Origin of the sequence: Streptomyces sp. NBC_00483 (genome assembly GCF_036013745.1) — a bacterium.
Taxonomy (GTDB): domain Bacteria; phylum Actinomycetota; class Actinomycetes; order Streptomycetales; family Streptomycetaceae; genus Streptomyces.
This window is the reverse complement of record NZ_CP107880.1, coordinates 7,698,774-7,716,805: the sequence shown is the minus strand read 5'-3', so window position 1 is coordinate 7,716,805 and position 18,032 is coordinate 7,698,774. Positions and strand designations below refer to the sequence as shown.

The window sequence follows — 18,032 nt, the reverse complement described above, 5'->3', positions numbered from 1 at the left end:
TGATGGCCGAGGAACGTGAGCTCAAGGTACGGGCGCTGCTCGACACCGTACGGGCCGAGGGACGTACAGCGCTCACCGCGCCCGAGGGAAAGGTGATCGCCGACGCGTACGGGATCGCCGTCCCCGGCGAGGAGCTCGCGACCGATGCCGACCAGGCGGTGGCGGCCGCGGCCCGCTTCGGCGGACCCGTGGTGCTGAAGATCGTGTCGCCCGACATCCTGCACAAGACCGACGCCGGCGGCGTGATCGTGGGCGTGGAGGGCGAGAGCGCCGTACGGGAGGCGTACCAGCGGATCGTCGACAACGCGCACGCGTACGCGGCCGATGCCCACATCACCGGCATCCAGGTGCAGGAACTGCTGCCCACCGGACCCGACACCCAGGAGGTCATCGTCGGGTCCGTCACCGACCCGACCTTCGGCAAGGTCGTCGCCTTCGGGCTCGGCGGCGTCCTGGTCGAGGTGCTCAAGGACGTCACCTTCCGGCTCGCGCCGGTGACGGAGGACGAGTCCCTCGACATGCTCGACTCCATCAAGGCCGCGGAGGTACTGCGCGGCGTGCGCGGCGCCAAGGGCGTCGACCGGGAGGCACTGGCCGAGCAGATCCGCCGCGTGTCCCAACTGGTCACGGAGTTCCCGGAGATAGCCGAGGTCGACCTCAACCCGGTGATCGCGACCCCGAACGGCGCGCTCGCCGCCGACATCCGCGTCATCCTCGCCGAGGGCGAGCCGAAGCGGCGGCGCACCTACACGCGCGAGGAGATCCTGACCTCGATGCGGCGGCTGATGGAGCCGCGCTCCGTCACCGTGATCGGCGCCTCCAACGAGCAGGGCAAGATCGGCAATTCGGTGATGCGCAACCTCATCGACGGCGGCTTCTCCGGCGAGATCCACCCGGTGAACCCGAAGGCCGATGACATCCTGGGCCGCAAGGCGTACAAGAGTGTCACGGACGTGCCCGGCGACGTGGACGTGGCGATCTTCGCGATCCCCGCCAAGTTCGTGGCAGCGGCCCTCGAAGAGGTGGGCCGCAAGGGCATTCCGAACGCGGTCCTCATCCCCTCCGGGTTCGCCGAGACCGGCGAGCACGAGCTCCAGGACGAGATCGTGGCCATCGCCGAGCGCTACGGCACCCGCCTCCTCGGCCCGAACATCTACGGCTACTACTCGACGTGGCAGGACCTGTGCGCCACGTTCTGCACGCCGTACGACGTGAAGGGCGGCGTCGCGCTGACCTCGCAGTCCGGTGGCATCGGCATGGCCATCCTGGGCTTCGCGCGCACCACGAAGACAGGTGTCTCGGCGATCGTCGGACTCGGCAACAAGTCGGACCTGGACGAGGACGACCTGCTCACGTGGTTCGGCGAAGACCCCAACACCGACTGCATCGCGATGCACTTGGAGGACCTCAAGGACGGGCGCGCCTTCGTGGCAGCCGCGCGCGAGACCGTGCCGAAGAAGCCGGTCGTGGTCCTGAAGGCGGGGCGTACGGCGGCGGGCGCCAAGGCGGCCGGTTCCCACACGGGCGCGCTCGCGGGCGACGACGCCGTGTACGACGACATCCTCAAGCAGGCCGGTGTCATCCGGGCGCCCGGCCTCAACGACATGCTGGAGTACGCGCGGGCGCTGCCGGTGCTTCCGACGCCCAAGGGCGACAACATCGTGATCATCACGGGGGCCGGCGGCTCGGGTGTGCTGCTCTCGGACGCCGTGATGGACAACGGGCTCGAACTGATGGAGATCCCGGCCGACTTGGACGCGGCCTTCCGGAAGTTCATCCCGCCGTTCGGCGCCGCGGGCAACCCCGTCGACATCACGGGCGGCGAGCCCCCGTCGACGTACGAGGCGACGATCCGGCTCGGTCTGGAGGATCCGCGGATCCACTCGCTGGTGCTCGGCTACTGGCACACCATCGTCACCCCGCCCATGGTGTTCGCGGAGGTGACGGCGCGCGTCGTCCAGGAGTTCAGGGAGCGCGGCATCGAGAAGCCCGTGGTGGCCTCACTGGCCGGCGACGTCGAGGTCGAGGAGGCGTGCCAGTACCTCTTCGACCGGGGTGTCGTCGCGTACCCGTACACGACCGAGAAGCCCGTCGCGGTGCTCGGCGCCAAGTACAAGTGGGCCCGCGCGGCAGGGAAGTTGGGGGGCGGTCGATGACGTAGGCGACCGACGGATCCGGTCGGCGGTGTGCGCCGACCGGATCCAGGCCCCGTGCGCACACGAAAGAAATTTGGACAGGGGGCGCTGCCCAGATCTTTCGACGCAAGGGAAACGATCGACATGACAACAACCGATCTGCCGAGTCCCGTCCCCTACAGGGAGGTGACGGACGCCAACGGCCGGATGTACCGGGTTGGCGAGAGCGACATCGACATCATGGGTCGCGGTCGCAAGTGGATGGTCATCCTGCCCTGGGTGGGCATGATGGGCATCTCGTCCGCGGAGTACGCGTTCGCGTCCGCCGAGGACACACTGCACACCGCGCACCATTGGAACAGCGGACACATCTTCTGGATGATGACCGTCTGGGTGTTCTTCCAGGCGGCCGTGGCCATGCCCGCGGGCAGGCTCCGGGAGAGCGGCAAACTGCCGGCCCGCTGGGCCATGATGCTCGGCGCCGTGGGTACCTTCCTCGGCTATCTGTCGCTGGCCTTCGCACCGCACGTCATCGTCGCCTACATCGGCTTCAGTGTCTTCAGCGGTATGGGCGCCGGAATGGTGTACGCGACCTGCGTCAACATGGTCGGCAAGTGGTACCCGGAGCGCAGGGGCGGCAAGACGGGCTTCGTCAACGGCGGTTTCGCCTACGGCTCGGTCCCGTTCGTGTTCCTGTTCACCGGGTTCATGGATCTGACCAACTTCCGCTGGGTGCTGGTCTCGGTGGGTGTGCTGCTCGCCGCGATGGTCGCCGTCGCGGGCTCCTTCTTCAAGGACCCGCCGAAGAACTGGTGGCCGGCGAACATCGACCCGCTCAACCCTCCGGAGGACCCGCGGGCCCGCCGGTCGCTGGAGAAGAACCCGCCGGCCGTCAAGCAGTACACCCCCATGGAGGCATGGAGGACCGGTCGGGTCGCGCTGATGTGGTTCTGCCTGGCCTGTACGTCGGGTGTGAACATCTTCGGCATCGCCTTCCAGGTCGACATCGGCAAGGAAGCGGGCTTCGCGGGCGGAATCGTGGCCACCGCGATGTCACTCAAGGCGGTCGTCAACGGCACCGGTCGCGGTGTCATCGGCTGGCTCTCCGACCGGTACGGCCGCAAGCAGTGTCTGCTGGCGGTCTGCTTCATCCTGGGCCTCGCCCAATTCGGCATCATCTGGTCGGCCTCGGAGCAGATGCTCGCGATGTTCCTGGTCTTCTCCGCGATCTCCGGATTCGGCGGTGGCGCGATCTTCCCGATGTTCGCGGCCCTGACCGCGGACTACTTCGGTGAGAACAACAACGCAACCAACTACGGCATGGTCTACAGCTCAAAGCTCGTCTCAGGGCTCGGCGCGGGCATGGGGTCCGTCGTCGTCGGCGCCTGGGGACACTCCGGAGCCTTCATCCTGGCCGGCTGCATCTCGTTCTTCGCCGGCTTCGTGGCTATCTTCCTGTCCCCGCCCGGTAGGCCCAAGAAGCGTGGGGTCCACCCCAACCCACACCCCCTTGGTGAGGAGATGGCTTGATATGACGGCGGAACCTGTCTCCGCTAGTAACACGGCACCGGCTACCGGGAGCCGGTACCGAGAAATCACCGACGAGCACGGCCGGATCTATCGCGTCGGCGAGACCGACCGCGACATCCTCGGCCACTCCCGCAAGTTCATGGTGTATCTGCCATGGGCCGCGATGATGGCCATCAGTGTCTTCGAGTACGCCTACGGGTCAGCGGAGGACACGTTGTCCTCCGCGCACGGCTGGACGCAGTCCAACACCTTCTGGATCCTGAGTGTCTGGGTGTTCTTCCAGGCAGGTGTGGCGTTCCCGGCCGGCTGGCTGCGGGAGAAGGGCATCATGCCGGCCCGGCGCGCCATGTACGTGGGCGCCTTCATGTGCCTGTTCGGATTCCTGGCCCTGTCGCACCTGCACAACGTGTGGCTGGCCATCATCGGATTCGGCATGATCGGCGGGCTCGGCTCCGGGTTCGTGTACGCGACCTGCATCAACATGGTCGGCAAGTGGTACCCCGAACGCAAAGGCGGCAAGACAGGTTTCGTCAACGGAGGCTTCGCCTACGGCTCGCTTCCGTTCATCTTCATCTTCAACTACGCCTTCGACACGTCGAACTACCACCGGGTGCTCGACATGATCGGCGTCTACGTGCTGATCGTGGTGCTGGTGTGTGCGTTCTTCTTCCGGGACCCGCCGAAGAACTGGTGGCCATCGGACATCGACCCGCTGGCGAAGTCGGGCGACAGCAAGAGCCAGGCGGCGCTGGCCAAGAACCCGCCGGCCGTCAAGCAGTACACCCCCATGGAGGCCATCAAGACGGGCCAGCTGCCGCTGATGTGGCTGAGCCTGGTCCTGACGGCAGGTGTGTCGATCTTCGGCATCTCCTTCCAGGTCGACTTCGCCAAGGAGGTCGGCTTCGGTCCACTGGTCGCCGCGTCCTCGATGGGTGTCATGGCGGTCATCAACGGCGTCGGCCGCGCGGTGGTCGGCTGGATGTCGGACCTGTGGGGCCGCAAGGCGAGCCTGATCCTCGTGATCGTCGTCCTCGGCCTGGCCCAGTTCGGCATCATCTGGGCGGGCGACGTCCGCAGCGAGTGGCTGTTCCTGGTCTTCGCGTTCCTGTCCGGCTTCGGTGGCGGCGCGTTCTACCCGATGTTCGCGGCGCTGACCCCGGACTACTTCGGGGAGAACTACAACGCCACCAACTACGGCCTGGTGTACAGCGGGAAGCTCATCAGCGGCCTGTTCGGCGGCGGTCTCGGCTCCATGGTGGTCGGCGCCTGGGGATACAACGGCGCGTACGCCATGGCCGGCGGGATATCCATGCTGTCGGCGCTCGTGGCGCTGCTGCTGCGGCAGCCGGGGCGGAACGAAAAGGCGGTGTCCTTGACATGATCACCTAAAGGACTGATCCGCGCTGGTCACGTAAAGCGCATCGGTAAGAGTTGAGTGGGGCCCGGCCTGATGGCCGGGCCCCACTCATGTGCGCTCGTGCGCCGGAGCTACTTCCGGAGTGCCGCGAGGTTGTCGTAGCCGATGCGCGCGTGGGTCAGGGACTGGGCGGGGTCGGTGGCGCTGGGCGCGTTGTCCTGCTCGACCATGGGGTGGTGGTAGTTGCGGGCGCCGACCCGCTTGAAGAACGTCCGGTAGTCGATGACACCTTCACCGAACGGGACCATGTCGTAGCCCATGCCGTTGGTGTCGTTGCGGGTGCCGTCCTTCGCGTGGAAGAGCGGGTAGCGGGCGTTGTGGGCGACGACGAGGGCCGCCGGGTCGAAGACCTTCTCGCGCGTGGAGCCGTCGTGTGCGGTGTAGGTGTGGAACTTGTACTGGGCCACGTGCGCCCAGAAGATGTCCATCTCCAGCCACACCGTCTTCGGGTCGCTGGCCCGCAGGAAGTACTCGAGCTTGCGGATGCCGGAGCTGCGGGTGGGCCTGCCCTGGTCGTCGAGCGGCCCGCCGTCGATGAGGAACCCGTACGCCGCGTCGTGGTTGTGCGTATAGAGCTTGAGCCCCGCGCGGTCCGCGAGCCGCCCCAGCGCGTTCCACTTGTCGGCGGCGACGTCCCAGTCCGCCTTGTACGAGCTGCCGGTGGGGTCGCCGCCGGTGCCCATGTGGTCCATGCCGAGGATGTTCGCGATCTCCAGATGCTTCTTGAACTGGTCCTTGTCGGCCTCGGTGAGCGGCCAGGACGAGGGGATGAAGCCGTGGTTGCCCTGGGCGCGCAGCCCGTACTCGTCGAGCCACGAGCGCAGCAGTTTCGCGCCCGCGACGGACTCCAGGTTCGCCCCTCCGGGCGCGTTGGCGTGCTGGCCGTAGCCGGCGAACTCGACCTGCTTGTAGCCGTAGCGGGCCAGCTCCTTGAACACCTCGCGGAAGCCGGAGGGCAGGTTGCTGCTCAGCGGGTCGCGGCCGGTGGCGTCGCGCACGGTGTAGAGGATGATGCCGCGTTTGTCGGCGGGGATCAGTTTGGTGCCGCGGCCGCCGCCGGAGGGGCCGGCCGCCTGCTGGGCGAGTGCGGGTGCGGCGCCGAACACGGGCGCGGCGATGGCGGCGCCGGCGACGGCGGTGCAGGTACTGAGGAAGCGGCGGCGGTTGATGCCGAGGCGGGATCTGAGGGCCTCGTCGGGACTTGATCCCTCGTCGGGACCTGCGGTGATGCGGATTTCTGTCACGGGTGCCTTCTCTCAGTCAGGACGTTGTCAGTGGCGCGTGCTTCACTCTCTGTAACTGCTCCTCCTGCCAGGGCGAGGAGGAGGGCTTTCACTTCGGTGGCCGCGACGCGGCCGGAGAGGACGTGGGGGGTGGAGCACAGGATGAGCGGACCTTCTTCCTCGCTCGCCGGGAGCCGGCCGTGGCTGCCGCGAATAGGCGAGGCGTCCAGCGGGACGACCGCCATGCGGTAGCGCATGCCGAGCTTCTTGCGGGCGAGGGCGGTGGCCGCCTTGACCTTCACATAGGGGTCGAGGGGGTCCATGAAGAGTTCGACCGGGTCGTAGCCGGGTTTGCGGTGGATCTCGACGAGCTGCGCGAAGTCGGGCGCGCGGGCGTCGTCGAGCCAGTAGTAGTACGTGAACCAGGCGTCGGCCTCGGCGATGGCGACGAGCTCGCCGGAGCGCGGGTGGTCGAGCTGGTGCGCCTTCTTGCCCTCGTCGTCGAGGAGTTGCTCGATGCCGGGCAGTTCGGCGAGTGCCGCTCTGGTGGCGTCGAGGTCCTCGGGGCGGCGTACGTAGATGTGCGCGATCTGATGGTCGGCGACGGCGAAGGCGCGCGATGCCATCGGGTCGAGGTACTCCATGCCGTCCTGCGTGTGCACCTCGAGCAGTCCCGCGCGGCGCAGCGCCCGGTTGATGTGGACGGGGCGGTCGGCGCGGGTGATGCCGTACTCGGACAGGGCGACGACGGTGCGGCCTTCGGCGCGGGCGTCGTCCAGGAGCGGGGCGAGGGCGGCGTCGAGGTCGGCGGCCGCCTGGTGGGAGCGCGGGTCGTCGGGGCCGTAGCGCTGCAGGTCGTAATCGAGATGCGGGAGGTAGCTCAGGATCAGGTCGGGGTGGCTGGTGGCCAGGACATGGCGGGTGGCGTCGATGATCCACCGGCTGGAGACGAGGTCGGCGCCCGGGCCCCAGAAGTGGAACAGGGGGAACGTGCCGAGTTTCTCGGTGAGTTCGTCGTGCAGGGCCGGGGGCCGGGTGTAGCAGTCGGGTTCCTTGCGGCCGTCGGCGTAGTAGACGGGACGGGGAGTGATGGTGATGTCGGTGTCGGCGCCCATGGCGTACCACCAGCAGATATTGGCGACCGTGTAGCCGGGGTGGGCGCGGCGGGCGGCGTCCCAGAGCTTGTCGCCCGCGACGAGACCGTTGTGCTGGCGCCACAGCAGTACGTCGCCGAGCTCGCGGAAGTACCAGCCGTTGCCGACGATGCCGTGCTCGGCGGGCATCGTGCCGGTCAGGAAGGTGGACTGGGCGGCGCAGGTGACGGCGGGCAGCACGGTGCCGAGCGGGGCGCGGGATCCGGCCCGGCCGAGGCGTTCGAGGTGCGGCATGTGCTCGAGCAGACGGGGGGTGAGGCCGACGATGTCGAGGACGAGGAGCGGGGTGGGCGTCTTCAGCCCCTGCGGCGATTGAGCAGGTCTTTCAAGCCCCGCCGTCGGACGAGAGGCAGCGGGGTCCGGGGCGGAGCCCCGTGGCGTGGGGGCGTCGCCGCGCCGGGCACTCGCCGGTCGACCGGAGGTCATGGCAGCTCCTTGAGGCCGAGGTCGGTCAACAGGTCGCGGGCCAGGGCGAGTTCCGCGGCGATGCCGTCGGCGAGCTGCTGGCGCCCGCGCGGTCGCAGGGCCGGAGGGAGGGCCTGCCAGGTGTAGGTCTCGACCTCCAGGTGGCGGGTGAGCGGACGCGCACCACCGACGAGGCGGGTCAGCGTGTCCTTGAGGACATCGAGCGTGGAGGTGAGAGGCGCGGCGGGGGCCGCGTGCAGCGGGACGTGGAAGTGGGCGCGCCAGGGCACACCCTGCGGCAGCCCCTGCCCGTCGGCCGCCAGCGCTTCGCCGAGGTCGTCGACGCCGTGCAGGGCGCCGTCGGCGCGGGCGCGGGTCTGGTGCAGGAATCGGGGTTCGTCGAACGCGGCGAGCGCGGCCCGGACTTCGGGCAGATGGGGGTGTTCGGCATGGAGGGCGGCGGAGAGCTGCGCCTTCACGACGGGGATACGGGCGGCGGAGAGGGCGTCGAGCGCGGCGTCGGGTGGTTCAAAGGAGGTGGCGAGGTGGCAGGTGTCCAGACACAGGCCGATGCGGTCGGTGCGGGCGACGTCGGTGAGGGGGCCGATGGCGTCGCCGGTGGTCTCGACGATGCACCCGGGTTCGGGTTCCAGGCCGATGCGGATGGAGCGGCCGGTCAGTTCCTCGATGGTGTCGAGGCGTTCGGCGAGGGTGCGCAGGGCGGCGCGGGCCCGTTCGGCGCGCTGCGGGTCGTGGGCGGTGCGCCAGGCCAGCGGCAGGGTGGAGACGGTGCCCTCGGTGGCGTCGGCGGGCAGCAGGACGCCGAGCAGCCGGGCCAGGTCGACGGTGTGGGTGAGGCGCTCCTCGTCGACCCAGTCCGGCTTGTAGACGCGGTACTTGACCTCCGCGGCGCCGAAGCCCTCGTAGGGGAAGCCGTTGAGGGTGACGACCTCGAGGCCGCGCCGGTCGAGTTCGGTGCGCAGCCCGCGCAGCGCGACGGGGTCGGTGATCAGGGCGCGGGCGGCGTCCTTCGCGAGCCACAGGCCGATGCCGAGGCGGTCCCTGCCGAGGCGTTTGCGTACGGGTTCGCAGTGGTCGCGGAGTTGGGCGAGGACGCCGTCGAGGGTTTCGGCGGGGTGCACGTTGGTGCAGTAGGCGAGGTGGACGGTGGAGCCGTCGGGGTGCCGGAAGCGCATGGGTCACTCACCGCCGCGCAGGATCGAGTTGCCTTCGTGGGTGGCGGGTTCCGTCGCGGGGACGTCGAGCCGCAGACGGTCACTGAGTCCGTAGAAGGCGACCGGGTTGCGCCACAGCACATGGTCGACGTCGTCGTCGGTGAAGCCGGCGGCGAGCATGGCGTCGGCGACCTTGCGGGTCTTGAGCGGGTCGCTGTTGCCCCAGTCGGCCGCGGAGTTGACGAGGACCTTCTCCGGACCGTGGCCGCGCAGGATCTCCACCATCCGCTCCTCGTCCATCTTGGTGTCCGGGTAGACGGAGAAGCCGAGCCAGGCGCCGGAGTCCTTGGCCTCCTTGACGGTGGTCTCGTTGAGGTGGTCGATCAGGACCCGCTCGACGGGCAGCGCGGACTCGCGGACGACGTCGAGGGTGCGGCGCAGCCCGGCGAGCTTGTCGCGGTGCGGGGTGTGCACGAGGGCGGGCAGGCCGTGGTCGGCGGCCAGTTGCAGCTGGGCGGCGAGCGCGGTGTCCTCGGCGGCGGTCATGGAGTCGTAGCCGATCTCACCGACGGCGACGACGTTGTCCTTCACGAGGTAGCGGGGCAGCGCGTCGAGGACGGGGGTACAGCGTGGGTCGTTCGCCTCTTTGGGGTTGAGGGCGATCGTGCAGTGGTGCGCGATCCCGTACTGGGCGGCGCGGAAGGGCTCCCATCCCAGGAGGGAGTCGAAGTAGTCGTAGAAGGAGGCGGGCGAGGTGCGGGGCTGGCCGAGCCAGAAGGCCGGCTCCACCAGGGCCCGCACCCCGGCGGCGTGCATCGCCTTGTAGTCGTCGGTGGTGCGCGAGGTCATGTGGATGTGGGGGTCGAAGATGCGCATCAGGACTCCTTGCCGTGGGGATCGGCCCGGCCGTTCGTCAGGGACTCGGGCGCGGTGAGGGCCAGGACGCGGTGCAGGTCGTCGGGGACAGGGCGGCCCGCGGCGGTGCGCTCGTCGGCGAAGTCGCCGAGCATGCGGGCGAGTTCGCCGTCGCCACGGGAGCGGTCGGCCAGGCCCGCCACGGCGTCCACCGGCACCCCGGTGAACAGGCACTTGAGAACGGCGTGCCGCCACGCATGGTCGGTCAGGTGGGCGGCGGCGTACGGCCCGACGGCGGCCGCCACCAGGCGGGTGTCGTTGGCGCGCAGGGCGTCCTCGATCAGAGGGAGGGCGTCCGGGCCTTCCACCAGGTGGGGCAGGGCGAGCAGTACGGCGCGGCGCTCGGCGGCGGTGCCCTGCGCGTACAGGGCGGTGAGGGTGGCGGTGTCGGCGCGGGCGGCGTGCAGCAGGAGGAGCCGGACGGCGTCCGCGTGCTCGTCGCCGGTACGGCGACCGGCTTCGGCGAACCGCAACTGCCATGGAGGGAGGGCATCTTGGGGCGGGGCGGAGACGGGGTGTGCGGCTGCACCGGCGAGCGCCGCGTGCAGCCAGGCGCGGGCGGTGGCGTCCAGTGCGGCGTCGAGGCGGTCGCGGACGGCGCCGAGGACGGGAAGGGTACCGGCGCCTGCTTTACCTATACCTGTGCCGTGCGTGGTCATGGTGTGCCTCCTCGCGGTGCCGGCCGGGTTACGGAGCGCAGGAAGTCGAGGGACCGGGCGGCCAGTTGGGGGCCGGCGTGGGAGTGGCGGGGCAGTTCGACGACGGCCAGGCCCCGGTAGCCGGTGGTGGCGAGGGCGTCGAGCACTGGCGGGAAATCGATCTCCCCTTCCCCGAACGGCAGATGCTCGTGGACGCCTCGGCGCATGTCCTCGATCTGCACATGCCGCAGCCAGGGCGCCGCCGCGCGGACGCAGTCGGCGGGAGGCAGCGGTTCCAGGCACTGACAGTGGCCGATGTCGAGGGTCAGGCCGAGCCCTTCGGGACTGCCCAGGTCGCGGCGCAGCCGGTGGAAGTCGGCGAGCGTGGCGAGGAGTTGACCGGGTTCGGGCTCGATCGCGAGCGGGACACCGGCGGCATCGGCGGCCTCCAGTACGGGGGTGAGCGCCGCGGTGAGTCGCTTCCAGGCGGCGTCCGGGTCGGTGCCGTCGGGGGTGACGCCGCTGAAGCAGTGCACCGCGTGGGCACCCAGGTCGGCGGCGACCCGGACGGCACGGATGAGCAGGCGGATACGGGCGTCCCGGGCGTCGGGGTCCGGGTCGAGGAGGGAGGGGCCGTGTTTGCGGCGTGGGTCGAGAACGTAGCGGGCGCCGGTCTCCACGGTGGCCGTGAGCCGGTGCCGGTCGAGGGTCCGGGCCACCTCGCCGGTGCGGGCCGCCAGGTCCGGGGCGAGGGGATCGAGGTGCATGTGGTCGAGGGTGAGCCCGACGCCGTCGTAGCCGAGGTCGGCGAGCAGCCCGAGGGCGTCGTCGAGGCGCAGGTCGGTGAGGCCGTTGGTGCCGTATCCCCAGCGGGGCGGGGCCGGTTCCGTGCCGCTCGCGGTCATGTGACGCTCACCTTCTTCGCGAAGTGGCGGGCGAGCGGGGCCAGGGCGAGGGTGGCGAGGGCCGTCACCGGGGCGCCGGAGCGGGCGGCCAGCGCGGACTGGAGGGGGACGAGCGCTCGGATGCCGGCGCCGACGGCGCGTTGGGTGAGCGGGGGTGAGGGGTTGAGGGCGGCGTGGAAGAGGGGGCGCAGGGCGGTGGTGGCGTATGCGGTGACGGGGAGGGTGAGGGTGATCGGGGCGGGGCTTGTGGCCTGGGGGCGTTGGGCGAGAGGGCCTGCGGGGTTGTCCCGGCGGCCGCGCAGCAGCCTGGGGGCGGCCTTGGTGCTGAGGGCGGCGCCCACTCCCATGCCGGCTTCGGCATACGGGCTCGGGAGCCCGTCCCCTGCTGCACGCGGGTTCACGCCCCCGGACGCGCCCCGACCCTCGCCCCGCGCCCAGCGGACGTCTCTCGCCCGCGGGGCCAGGAGCGCGGCGGCGATCGCGGTGCCCGTGGCCAGGGCCGTCAAGGGGCCGGTGACGGAGCCTCCCTGGGTTTCGTTGCGGGAGACGGTGGTGACCGCGGTCGTGTGGGCGGCCAAGGTGGCGGCCGCCGTGAGGGCCTGGGGCAGGGGCCCGGGCGCGCCCGCCGGGCGCGTCGCCGCCGCCCCCATCAGCAGGTCCAGGGCGCGGGCCGTGCCCATCGCCGGCGGGCCCGCCGCGGTGCCCTTCAGGCGCAGGTCGTACGCCCACACCGTGGCCGCGAGTGCCGTGGCCACCGCGCCGGTCGTCCGGCCCGCCCGGCAGGCCAGGGCGAGGCCCGCGCCCGTCAACGCGCCCGCCGCCGCCAGGGCGTGGGCCGGTCGGATGCGGCCGGAGGGCAGCGGGCGGTGGGGGCGGTCGCGGGCGTCCTCGTCCCGGTCGGCCCAGTCGTTGAGCGCCATGCCCGCCGCGTACAGGCTGACGGAGGCGCCGACGGCCAGGAACGTGCCACGGGTCGGGCGGGATCCCGTCGCCGCGGCCCCGTCCAAGGCGTCGCCCGGGACGGTCAACAGGGCCGGAAGGCGGAGGAGTTCGACCCACGCCCGGCCCCGCCGCCGCAACCCGGAGCCCGCGTCCCGACCCGGCCCCCGCACAACCGGCGCCCGGCCCCGACCCCGCTCCCCTGCCCCGCCGGCAGCCGCCCCGCTCATGCCGCACCGCCGCGCCGCAGGCGGTCCGCGAAGGCGAGCAGGGAGGCGTACTGGTGGTCCAGGTCGGAGGATGCGCCGGGGTCGGGATCCTTGAAGTAGAAGCCCAACTCCGGGCGGGGGCCGGTCAGTCCGGACTGCGCGGAGCGCAACAGCAGGCGCGCGAGGTCGAGGACGAGGGGCGCGGCGAGGGCCGAGTCGCAGCCCTGCCACGTGGTCTGCAGGGTCATCCGCGCGCCGAGGAAGCCGTCGAAGGCGATGTGGTCCCAGGCCGTCTTCCAGTCACCGAGCGCCGGGACGTCGTCGATGTGGACCTCGCCCTGCGGGACGGCGCCGAGGGTATCGGCGAGGACGCGTTCCTTGCCGGCGTTCTTCGCGGCGGCCGCGGCCGGGTCGGCCAGGGCCGCGCCGTCACCGCCGCCGAGGAGGTTGGTGCCGGACCAGGCGCGCACGTCGAGCGCGCGCCTGCGGAACATCGGGCCGAGCACGGACCGCAGCAGGGTCTGCCCGGTCTTGCCGTCGCGGCCCGCGAAGGGGACGCCCGCGGCGTGGGCCGCGTGCTGAAGAGAGGGGTGGTGGAGTCCCGTGGAGGGGGTGAAGTTGATGTACGGGCAGCCGGCGCGCAGGGCCGCCGCCGCGTACAGGGAGCTGGCCGGAAGCTCGTCGCCGCGTGGTGGTGCCTCGGTGGAGGCGACGTTCACGACGACGGCCCCTGCCAGGGCGTGGCGCCGTACGAAGGACTGGATGTCGGCGGTGAAGGCGGCGATCAGCTCGTCCTGGGTGCGGCCGTCGCCGGGAAGTGGCCCGCCGGGCCTGATCTCCCGTTCGGCGGCGGCGAGTTCGCCGTGCACCGCGCCCGGCAGGCCGTGCGGCAGTACTCCCCCGGCAGCGAGCTGTTCGGCGCGTTTGGGCAGCGGGCAGTCGAGGGTGTCATGGCCGCCGAAGACGAGCGATGTCAGGGACGGCAGGCCCGCCGCGGTGAATGGCTCGGTCTCCGTGACCATCCCGGAGGGCGGATGCAGCCCGGCGCCGACGGCGGCGCAGCCCGCGACCGCCGTGGTGGCGACGGAGCCGCGGGCCCCGATCAGCCACACACCGAACCGTCGGTTCGAGGAGGACGGAGAGGACGGGGAGGACGGAGCGGGGAAGGATCCGGCGGACATGGGAAACCTCCTGGTCGAACGTGACGTCACGTGCAAAGCCGAAGCCGTGTCCGGCGTCGATCACGGCCTCGTGCGCAGAACCGGCGGGCCCGGGGCCGAGCCCGGGGCCGCGCCCGGTGTCGGGCACGGCCCCGACGCACACCCCGCCGCTCCCGGCAGGGCAAGGCGGCGGGCGGGGGTCCGGCGTCCCCCGCCCGCCGCCGTCCTAGTCGCCCGCGCCGGGCAGTGCGCCCGCGTCGGACGTGGGGTTGAGTTCCTTCAGGCGGACCTTGCGGAAGGACACCTGGTCGGAGTCGCCGTGGTTCTGCAGACCGATGTAGCCGTCGGTCAGGCTCCGCTCGGGGTCCTTGTTGGTGAAGTCGTTGACCTCGACTCCGTTGAGGAACACCTGGAGGCGCTCTCCCCGCACCTTGATCTCGTACGAGTTCCACTCCCCCGGCGGCTTCAGGGCCTTGTCGCGGGCCGCGAGGTCGGCGGACTGGAAGGAGTAGATCGCGCCGGTGGTGCGGTCGGGTGCGTCGGTGGCGTCGATCTGAATCTCGTAGCCCTTGTCCACGGCCGACCAGGGGTCGTCGGAGGCCGGGAAGCCCACGAAGACACCGGAGTTGTCGTCGCCGGTCATCTTCCAGTCGAGCTTCAGGGAGTACGACTTCAGCTGCTTGGCCTGGTACCAGAGCAGGCCCATGCCGCCTTGGGATTTGAGAGTCCCGTTCGTGGAATCCACGGTGAAGCCGCCGGGCCCCGCCTGTTTCCAGCCGTCGAGCGTCTCGCCGTTGAAGATGTTCCGGTAGCCGGTGTTCGGGCGGCAGTTGGCCGCGACCTTCCCGGTGGCGTACTGCAGGCCGCCGCGCAGATGGCCGCGGAACGCGGGGTCGGCGTAGGACTCCTTGGTGTGTCCGAGGCCGGTGTAGAAGGCGCGGCCGCCGCCGTAGTTCTGGCACCAGGCGATCGGGTGATCGCCGTTCATGGTGCCCCCTGTGTAGGTCGTCTCGTCGAGCGAGGCGAGTACATGAACAGGCCGGTCCTTGTCGCGCGGGTTGGAGCGGTAGTTGTACCACTCGTCGGTGCGCTGCCAGGCGTCCGGCAGGCCGCGGGTCGCCGGATGGTGGTGGTCCTCGACGCGGACGGTGGCCGGCTGGATCGCCGGATGCCCCTGGAACCAGGCGCCGACGAGGCCGCCGTAGTAGCTCCAGTCGTACTCGGTGTCGGCGGCGGCGTGCACGCCCAGGTAGCCGCCGCCCTTGGCGACGTAGCCCTCGAACGCCTTCTGTTGGGTGGCGTCGAGCACGTCGCCGGTGGTGGAGAGGAAGACGACGGCCTTGTACCGGGCGAGGTTGCCCGGGGTGAAGGCGGTCGCGTCCTCGGTGGTGTCGACGGTGAGGCGGTCGGCGGCGCCGAGTTCCTTCAGGGCCGCGATGCCTTCGGGGATGGAGTCGTGCCGGAACCCGGCGGTCTTGGAGAACACCAGGACCCGGTCCCGGGCCCCGGCCACCTCGGCGCCCTGGGGCGCCGAGGTGGCCGGGGCGGTGAGGCCGCCGATGAGCAGGGCGGCAGCGGCCGTCGCGAGGCCGATGCGTACGGAGGTGCGCATGCTGTCCTGCTCCTCTCAGCTCGTGGTGAAGGTGAAGTCGTCGATCTCGAACAGGGAGCTGCCCGAGCCCTTGAAGACCAGGTAGAGCGTGGTGCTCTTGGTGGGCGGATAGCTGATGGCCGTGGTGACGTCGGTGTACGTCTCCCACGACCCGGTCGGTGCGACCTTGGCCTTGCCGATGACCTTGCCGGTCGCCGAGCCGGTGCGGATCTCGAGGGTGCCGCCGGCCCCGGCCGAGGCGACGCGCGCCTTCAGGGACTTGGCGTTCCCGATCGCGTACGGCTTGAAGGAGATCCAGTCGCCGTTGTCGATGGTGCCGACGGCCTTGCCGCCGTTGGCCGTGTCGTGGCTGACGACCGACACACCCTTGGAGTCGCCGTAGTGCTCGGCCTGGCGGTGCTTCTGCTGGGTGACGTGCTGATCGTGCGTGGTCAGCGCCGGCTGGCCGTTGGCGCCCTTGTCGGTGTACTCGGCGTCGAAGACTCCGAAGACGTTGGCGTTCGGGTCGTGCTCGCTGTCGGCGCTGGTCTGGATGGTGCCGGAGCAGCCGGTGGCCGAGGTGATCGGGTGACCGTGGCTGTCGTGGCCGAGGATGTGGGTGACCTTGACCTTGGCGCAGTCGATGGCCCCGTCCTCGGGGTCGGTGACCTTCACCTTGAAGGGGACCTTGTCGCCGAAGGTGAACAGCTGGCCGTCGGCGGGCAGTTGCAGGGTCACCTTGGGCGCGGTGTTGCCGACGACGAGGTGCACGTCGGCGCTGCCGGTGCGGCCGGTGGAGTCCTTGGCGGTCACGGTCGCGGTGTACGTGCCGTTCTTCTTGTAGGTGTGACTGGGCGAGGCGCCGGTGCCGGTGGTGCCGTCGCCGAAGTTCCAGGAGTACGTGAGCGCGTCACCGTCGGCGTCCGAGGCCGTGGAGGTGAACCGGGCCTTCAGGGGCGCCTGGCCGGAGGTCTTGTCGGCCTTGGCGTCGATGGTCGGCGAGTGTCCTTCGGTGGCGTTCTCGATGCGGTACAGGGCGGAGTTCTCGTCGCCGCCGAACCAGGAGAGGCCGTAGTCGAGGACGTACAGCGCGCCGTCGGGGCCGAAGGCCATGTCCATCACCTGGGTGCCGGTCCAGGGGAACGGGTTGATCGAGGTGACCTTGCCGTCGCCGTCCTGCTCGATCCGCTTGATCCACTGCCGGCCGAACTCGCCGGCGAAGAAGTCGCCGTCGTACGCCTCGGGGAACTTCACCGGGGAGGTGTTGGCGGCGTCGTAGCGGTAGACGGGGCCGGCCATCGGGGACTCGGAGCCGGAGCCGAACTCCGGGAGGGAGCCGCCGTCGTACGGGATCCACGCGGTCTGCGCGGGCGGCAGGTCGGTGAGGCCGGTGTTGTGCGGCGAAGTGTTCTTGGGCGCCGCGCAGTCGAACTTCGCACCGGAGGTGCTCGTCGCGAAGTCGTAGTCCACGTAGGCGTCGTTGTTGCCGGTGCAGTACGGCCAGCCGAAGTTCGCCGCCTTCGTCACGCGGGCGAACTCGACCTGGCCCGCGGGGCCGCGGCCCGGGTCTGCGGTGCCCGCGTCGGGCCCGTAGTCGCCGACGTAGACGGTGCCGGTGGGCTTGTCGACGCTCATCCGGAACGGATTGCGGAAGCCCATCGCGTAGATCTCGGGGCGCGTCTTGTCGGTGCCGGGCGCGAACAGGTTGCCGTCGGGGACGGTGTACGAGCCGTCGGCCGCGACCTTGACGCGGAGGATCTTGCCGCGCAGGTCGTTGGTGTTGCCTGCCGAACGCTGGGCGTCGTAGGCCGGGTTGCGGGTGCCGCGCTCGTCGATGGGCGAGTAGCCGTCGGAGGCGAACGGGTTGGAGTCGTCGCCCGTCGACAGGTACAGGTTGCCGTCCTTGTCGAAGTCGATGTCGCCGCCGACGTGGCAACAGATGCCGCGCGAGGTCGCGACGTCGAGGACCTTCTTCTCCGAGTCCTTGTTCAGCGTGCCGTCGGTGTCGAGCGTGAACCGCGAGAGCCGGTTGTAGCCGTCGAAGGGGGCGAAGTCGGCGGCGGTGCCGTCGTTGGGGGCGTCGCCCGCCGGGGTGTTCAGCGGGGGCGCGTAGTAGAGATAGATCGCGCGGTTCTCGCTGAAGTTCGGGTCGACGCCGACGCCCTGGAGGCCCTCTTCGTCGTGGGTGTAGACGTCGAGTTTGCCGGCGACCTTGGTGGTGCCGTTCTCGTCGGTCAGGCGCAGCACGCCGTCGCGCGAGGTGTGCAGGACCTTGCGGTCCGGCAGGACGGCCAGCGACATCGGCTCGCCGACCTCTTCCGCGCCCTTGGCGAGGGTGACCTGCTGGAAGTCCTCGGCCGCGATCTTCTCGTCGGCGGGCGCGGGTGCCGCGGCCGCCGAGAAGGTGAGCGAGGCCGCGGCGAGCAGGGTGCCGGTGAGCAGGGCGAGTGCGTTGCGGGTTCTCAGGCGTTTCCTGTGCACGGGTTCCTCCGGACAGAGGGGCGGGTCGTGCGATACGCCGGGGCGCGCCGTCGCCCCGGAGGGATCTGTGCCGTGAGTGCCTTGTGTGTGCCGTGCGTACGTTCGAGGGAGGACGCTAGCTGCGTTTGTCCGGCTCGAACAGACCTTGTACGGCT

At 70.6% G+C, this 18,032-nt stretch carries 13 protein-coding genes; 3 read left to right on the top strand and 10 right to left on the bottom strand.

Translation table 11 applies throughout. The annotated features are described in order from the left end of the window. Positions 1-2: 2 nt before the first annotated feature. The 3 genes from OHA73_RS34500 to OHA73_RS34490 all read left to right on the top strand — a co-directional run bounded on the left by OHA73_RS34500 (position 3) and on the right by OHA73_RS34490 (position 5,046). A complete protein-coding gene (locus OHA73_RS34500; protein ID WP_267068579.1) occupies positions 3-2,156 on the top strand; it encodes an acetate--CoA ligase family protein in 2,154 nt (717 codons plus the stop codon). A 123-nt stretch (positions 2,157-2,279) separates the two neighbouring features. Continuing rightward, positions 2,280-3,665 carry an OFA family MFS transporter gene (locus tag OHA73_RS34495; protein WP_266715512.1) on the top strand — a complete coding sequence of 462 codons (1,386 nt, stop codon included), beginning with the start codon at positions 2,280-2,282 and terminating at the stop codon, positions 3,663-3,665. A 1-nt stretch (position 3,666) separates the two neighbouring features. Continuing rightward, positions 3,667-5,046, top strand: coding sequence for an OFA family MFS transporter (locus OHA73_RS34490; protein WP_266715511.1), 1,380 nt, complete (start codon positions 3,667-3,669; stop codon positions 5,044-5,046). A gap of 107 nt (positions 5,047-5,153) precedes the next feature. Here OHA73_RS34490 and OHA73_RS34485 read toward each other — a convergent pair whose 3' ends face one another. The 10 genes from OHA73_RS34485 to OHA73_RS34440 all read right to left on the bottom strand — a co-directional run bounded on the left by OHA73_RS34485 (position 5,154) and on the right by OHA73_RS34440 (position 17,877). After that, complete coding sequence (locus OHA73_RS34485; protein WP_327658585.1) at positions 5,154-6,311, bottom strand: sugar phosphate isomerase/epimerase family protein; 1,158 nt, start codon at positions 6,309-6,311, stop codon at positions 5,154-5,156. A gap of 11 nt (positions 6,312-6,322) precedes the next feature. Further along, a complete protein-coding gene (locus OHA73_RS34480; RefSeq protein WP_443063157.1) occupies positions 6,323-7,885 on the bottom strand; it encodes a nucleotide pyrophosphatase/phosphodiesterase family protein in 1,563 nt (520 codons plus the stop codon). Beyond that, positions 7,882-9,060 (bottom strand): metabolite traffic protein EboE, encoded by a 1,179-nt coding sequence (eboE, locus tag OHA73_RS34475; protein WP_327657017.1) that lies wholly within the window; start codon positions 9,058-9,060, stop codon positions 7,882-7,884. The genes OHA73_RS34480 and eboE overlap by 4 nt, the downstream gene beginning before the upstream one ends. 3 nt (positions 9,061-9,063) lie before the next feature. Then, positions 9,064-9,915 carry a TatD family hydrolase gene (locus OHA73_RS34470; protein ID WP_327657016.1) on the bottom strand — a complete coding sequence of 284 codons (852 nt, stop codon included), beginning with the start codon at positions 9,913-9,915 and terminating at the stop codon, positions 9,064-9,066. Further along, positions 9,915-10,613 carry an EboA domain-containing protein gene (locus OHA73_RS34465; protein ID WP_327657015.1) on the bottom strand — a complete coding sequence of 233 codons (699 nt, stop codon included), beginning with the start codon at positions 10,611-10,613 and terminating at the stop codon, positions 9,915-9,917. Before OHA73_RS34465 ends, OHA73_RS34470 begins: the two co-directional genes overlap by 1 nt. Then, the gene (locus OHA73_RS34460) at positions 10,610-11,497 is read right to left on the bottom strand and encodes a sugar phosphate isomerase/epimerase family protein (RefSeq protein ID WP_327657014.1); all 888 of its coding nucleotides are present in this window, start codon (positions 11,495-11,497) and stop codon (positions 10,610-10,612) included. The genes OHA73_RS34465 and OHA73_RS34460 overlap by 4 nt, the downstream gene beginning before the upstream one ends. Next, entirely contained in the window at positions 11,494-12,666 is a 1,173-nt protein-coding gene (locus tag OHA73_RS34455) for an SCO3242 family prenyltransferase (RefSeq protein WP_443063156.1), read from the bottom strand. Before OHA73_RS34455 ends, OHA73_RS34460 begins: the two co-directional genes overlap by 4 nt. After that, entirely contained in the window at positions 12,663-13,826 is a 1,164-nt protein-coding gene (locus OHA73_RS34450) for an inositol-3-phosphate synthase (RefSeq protein WP_327657012.1), read from the bottom strand. The genes OHA73_RS34455 and OHA73_RS34450 overlap by 4 nt, the downstream gene beginning before the upstream one ends. Before the next feature lie 205 nt (positions 13,827-14,031). After that, complete coding sequence (locus tag OHA73_RS34445; RefSeq protein ID WP_327657011.1) at positions 14,032-15,417, bottom strand: ThuA domain-containing protein; 1,386 nt, start codon at positions 15,415-15,417, stop codon at positions 14,032-14,034. Between the two features lie 15 nt (positions 15,418-15,432). Next, complete coding sequence (locus OHA73_RS34440; RefSeq protein ID WP_327657010.1) at positions 15,433-17,877, bottom strand: PQQ-dependent sugar dehydrogenase; 2,445 nt, start codon at positions 17,875-17,877, stop codon at positions 15,433-15,435. Positions 17,878-18,032: the final 155 nt, after the last annotated feature.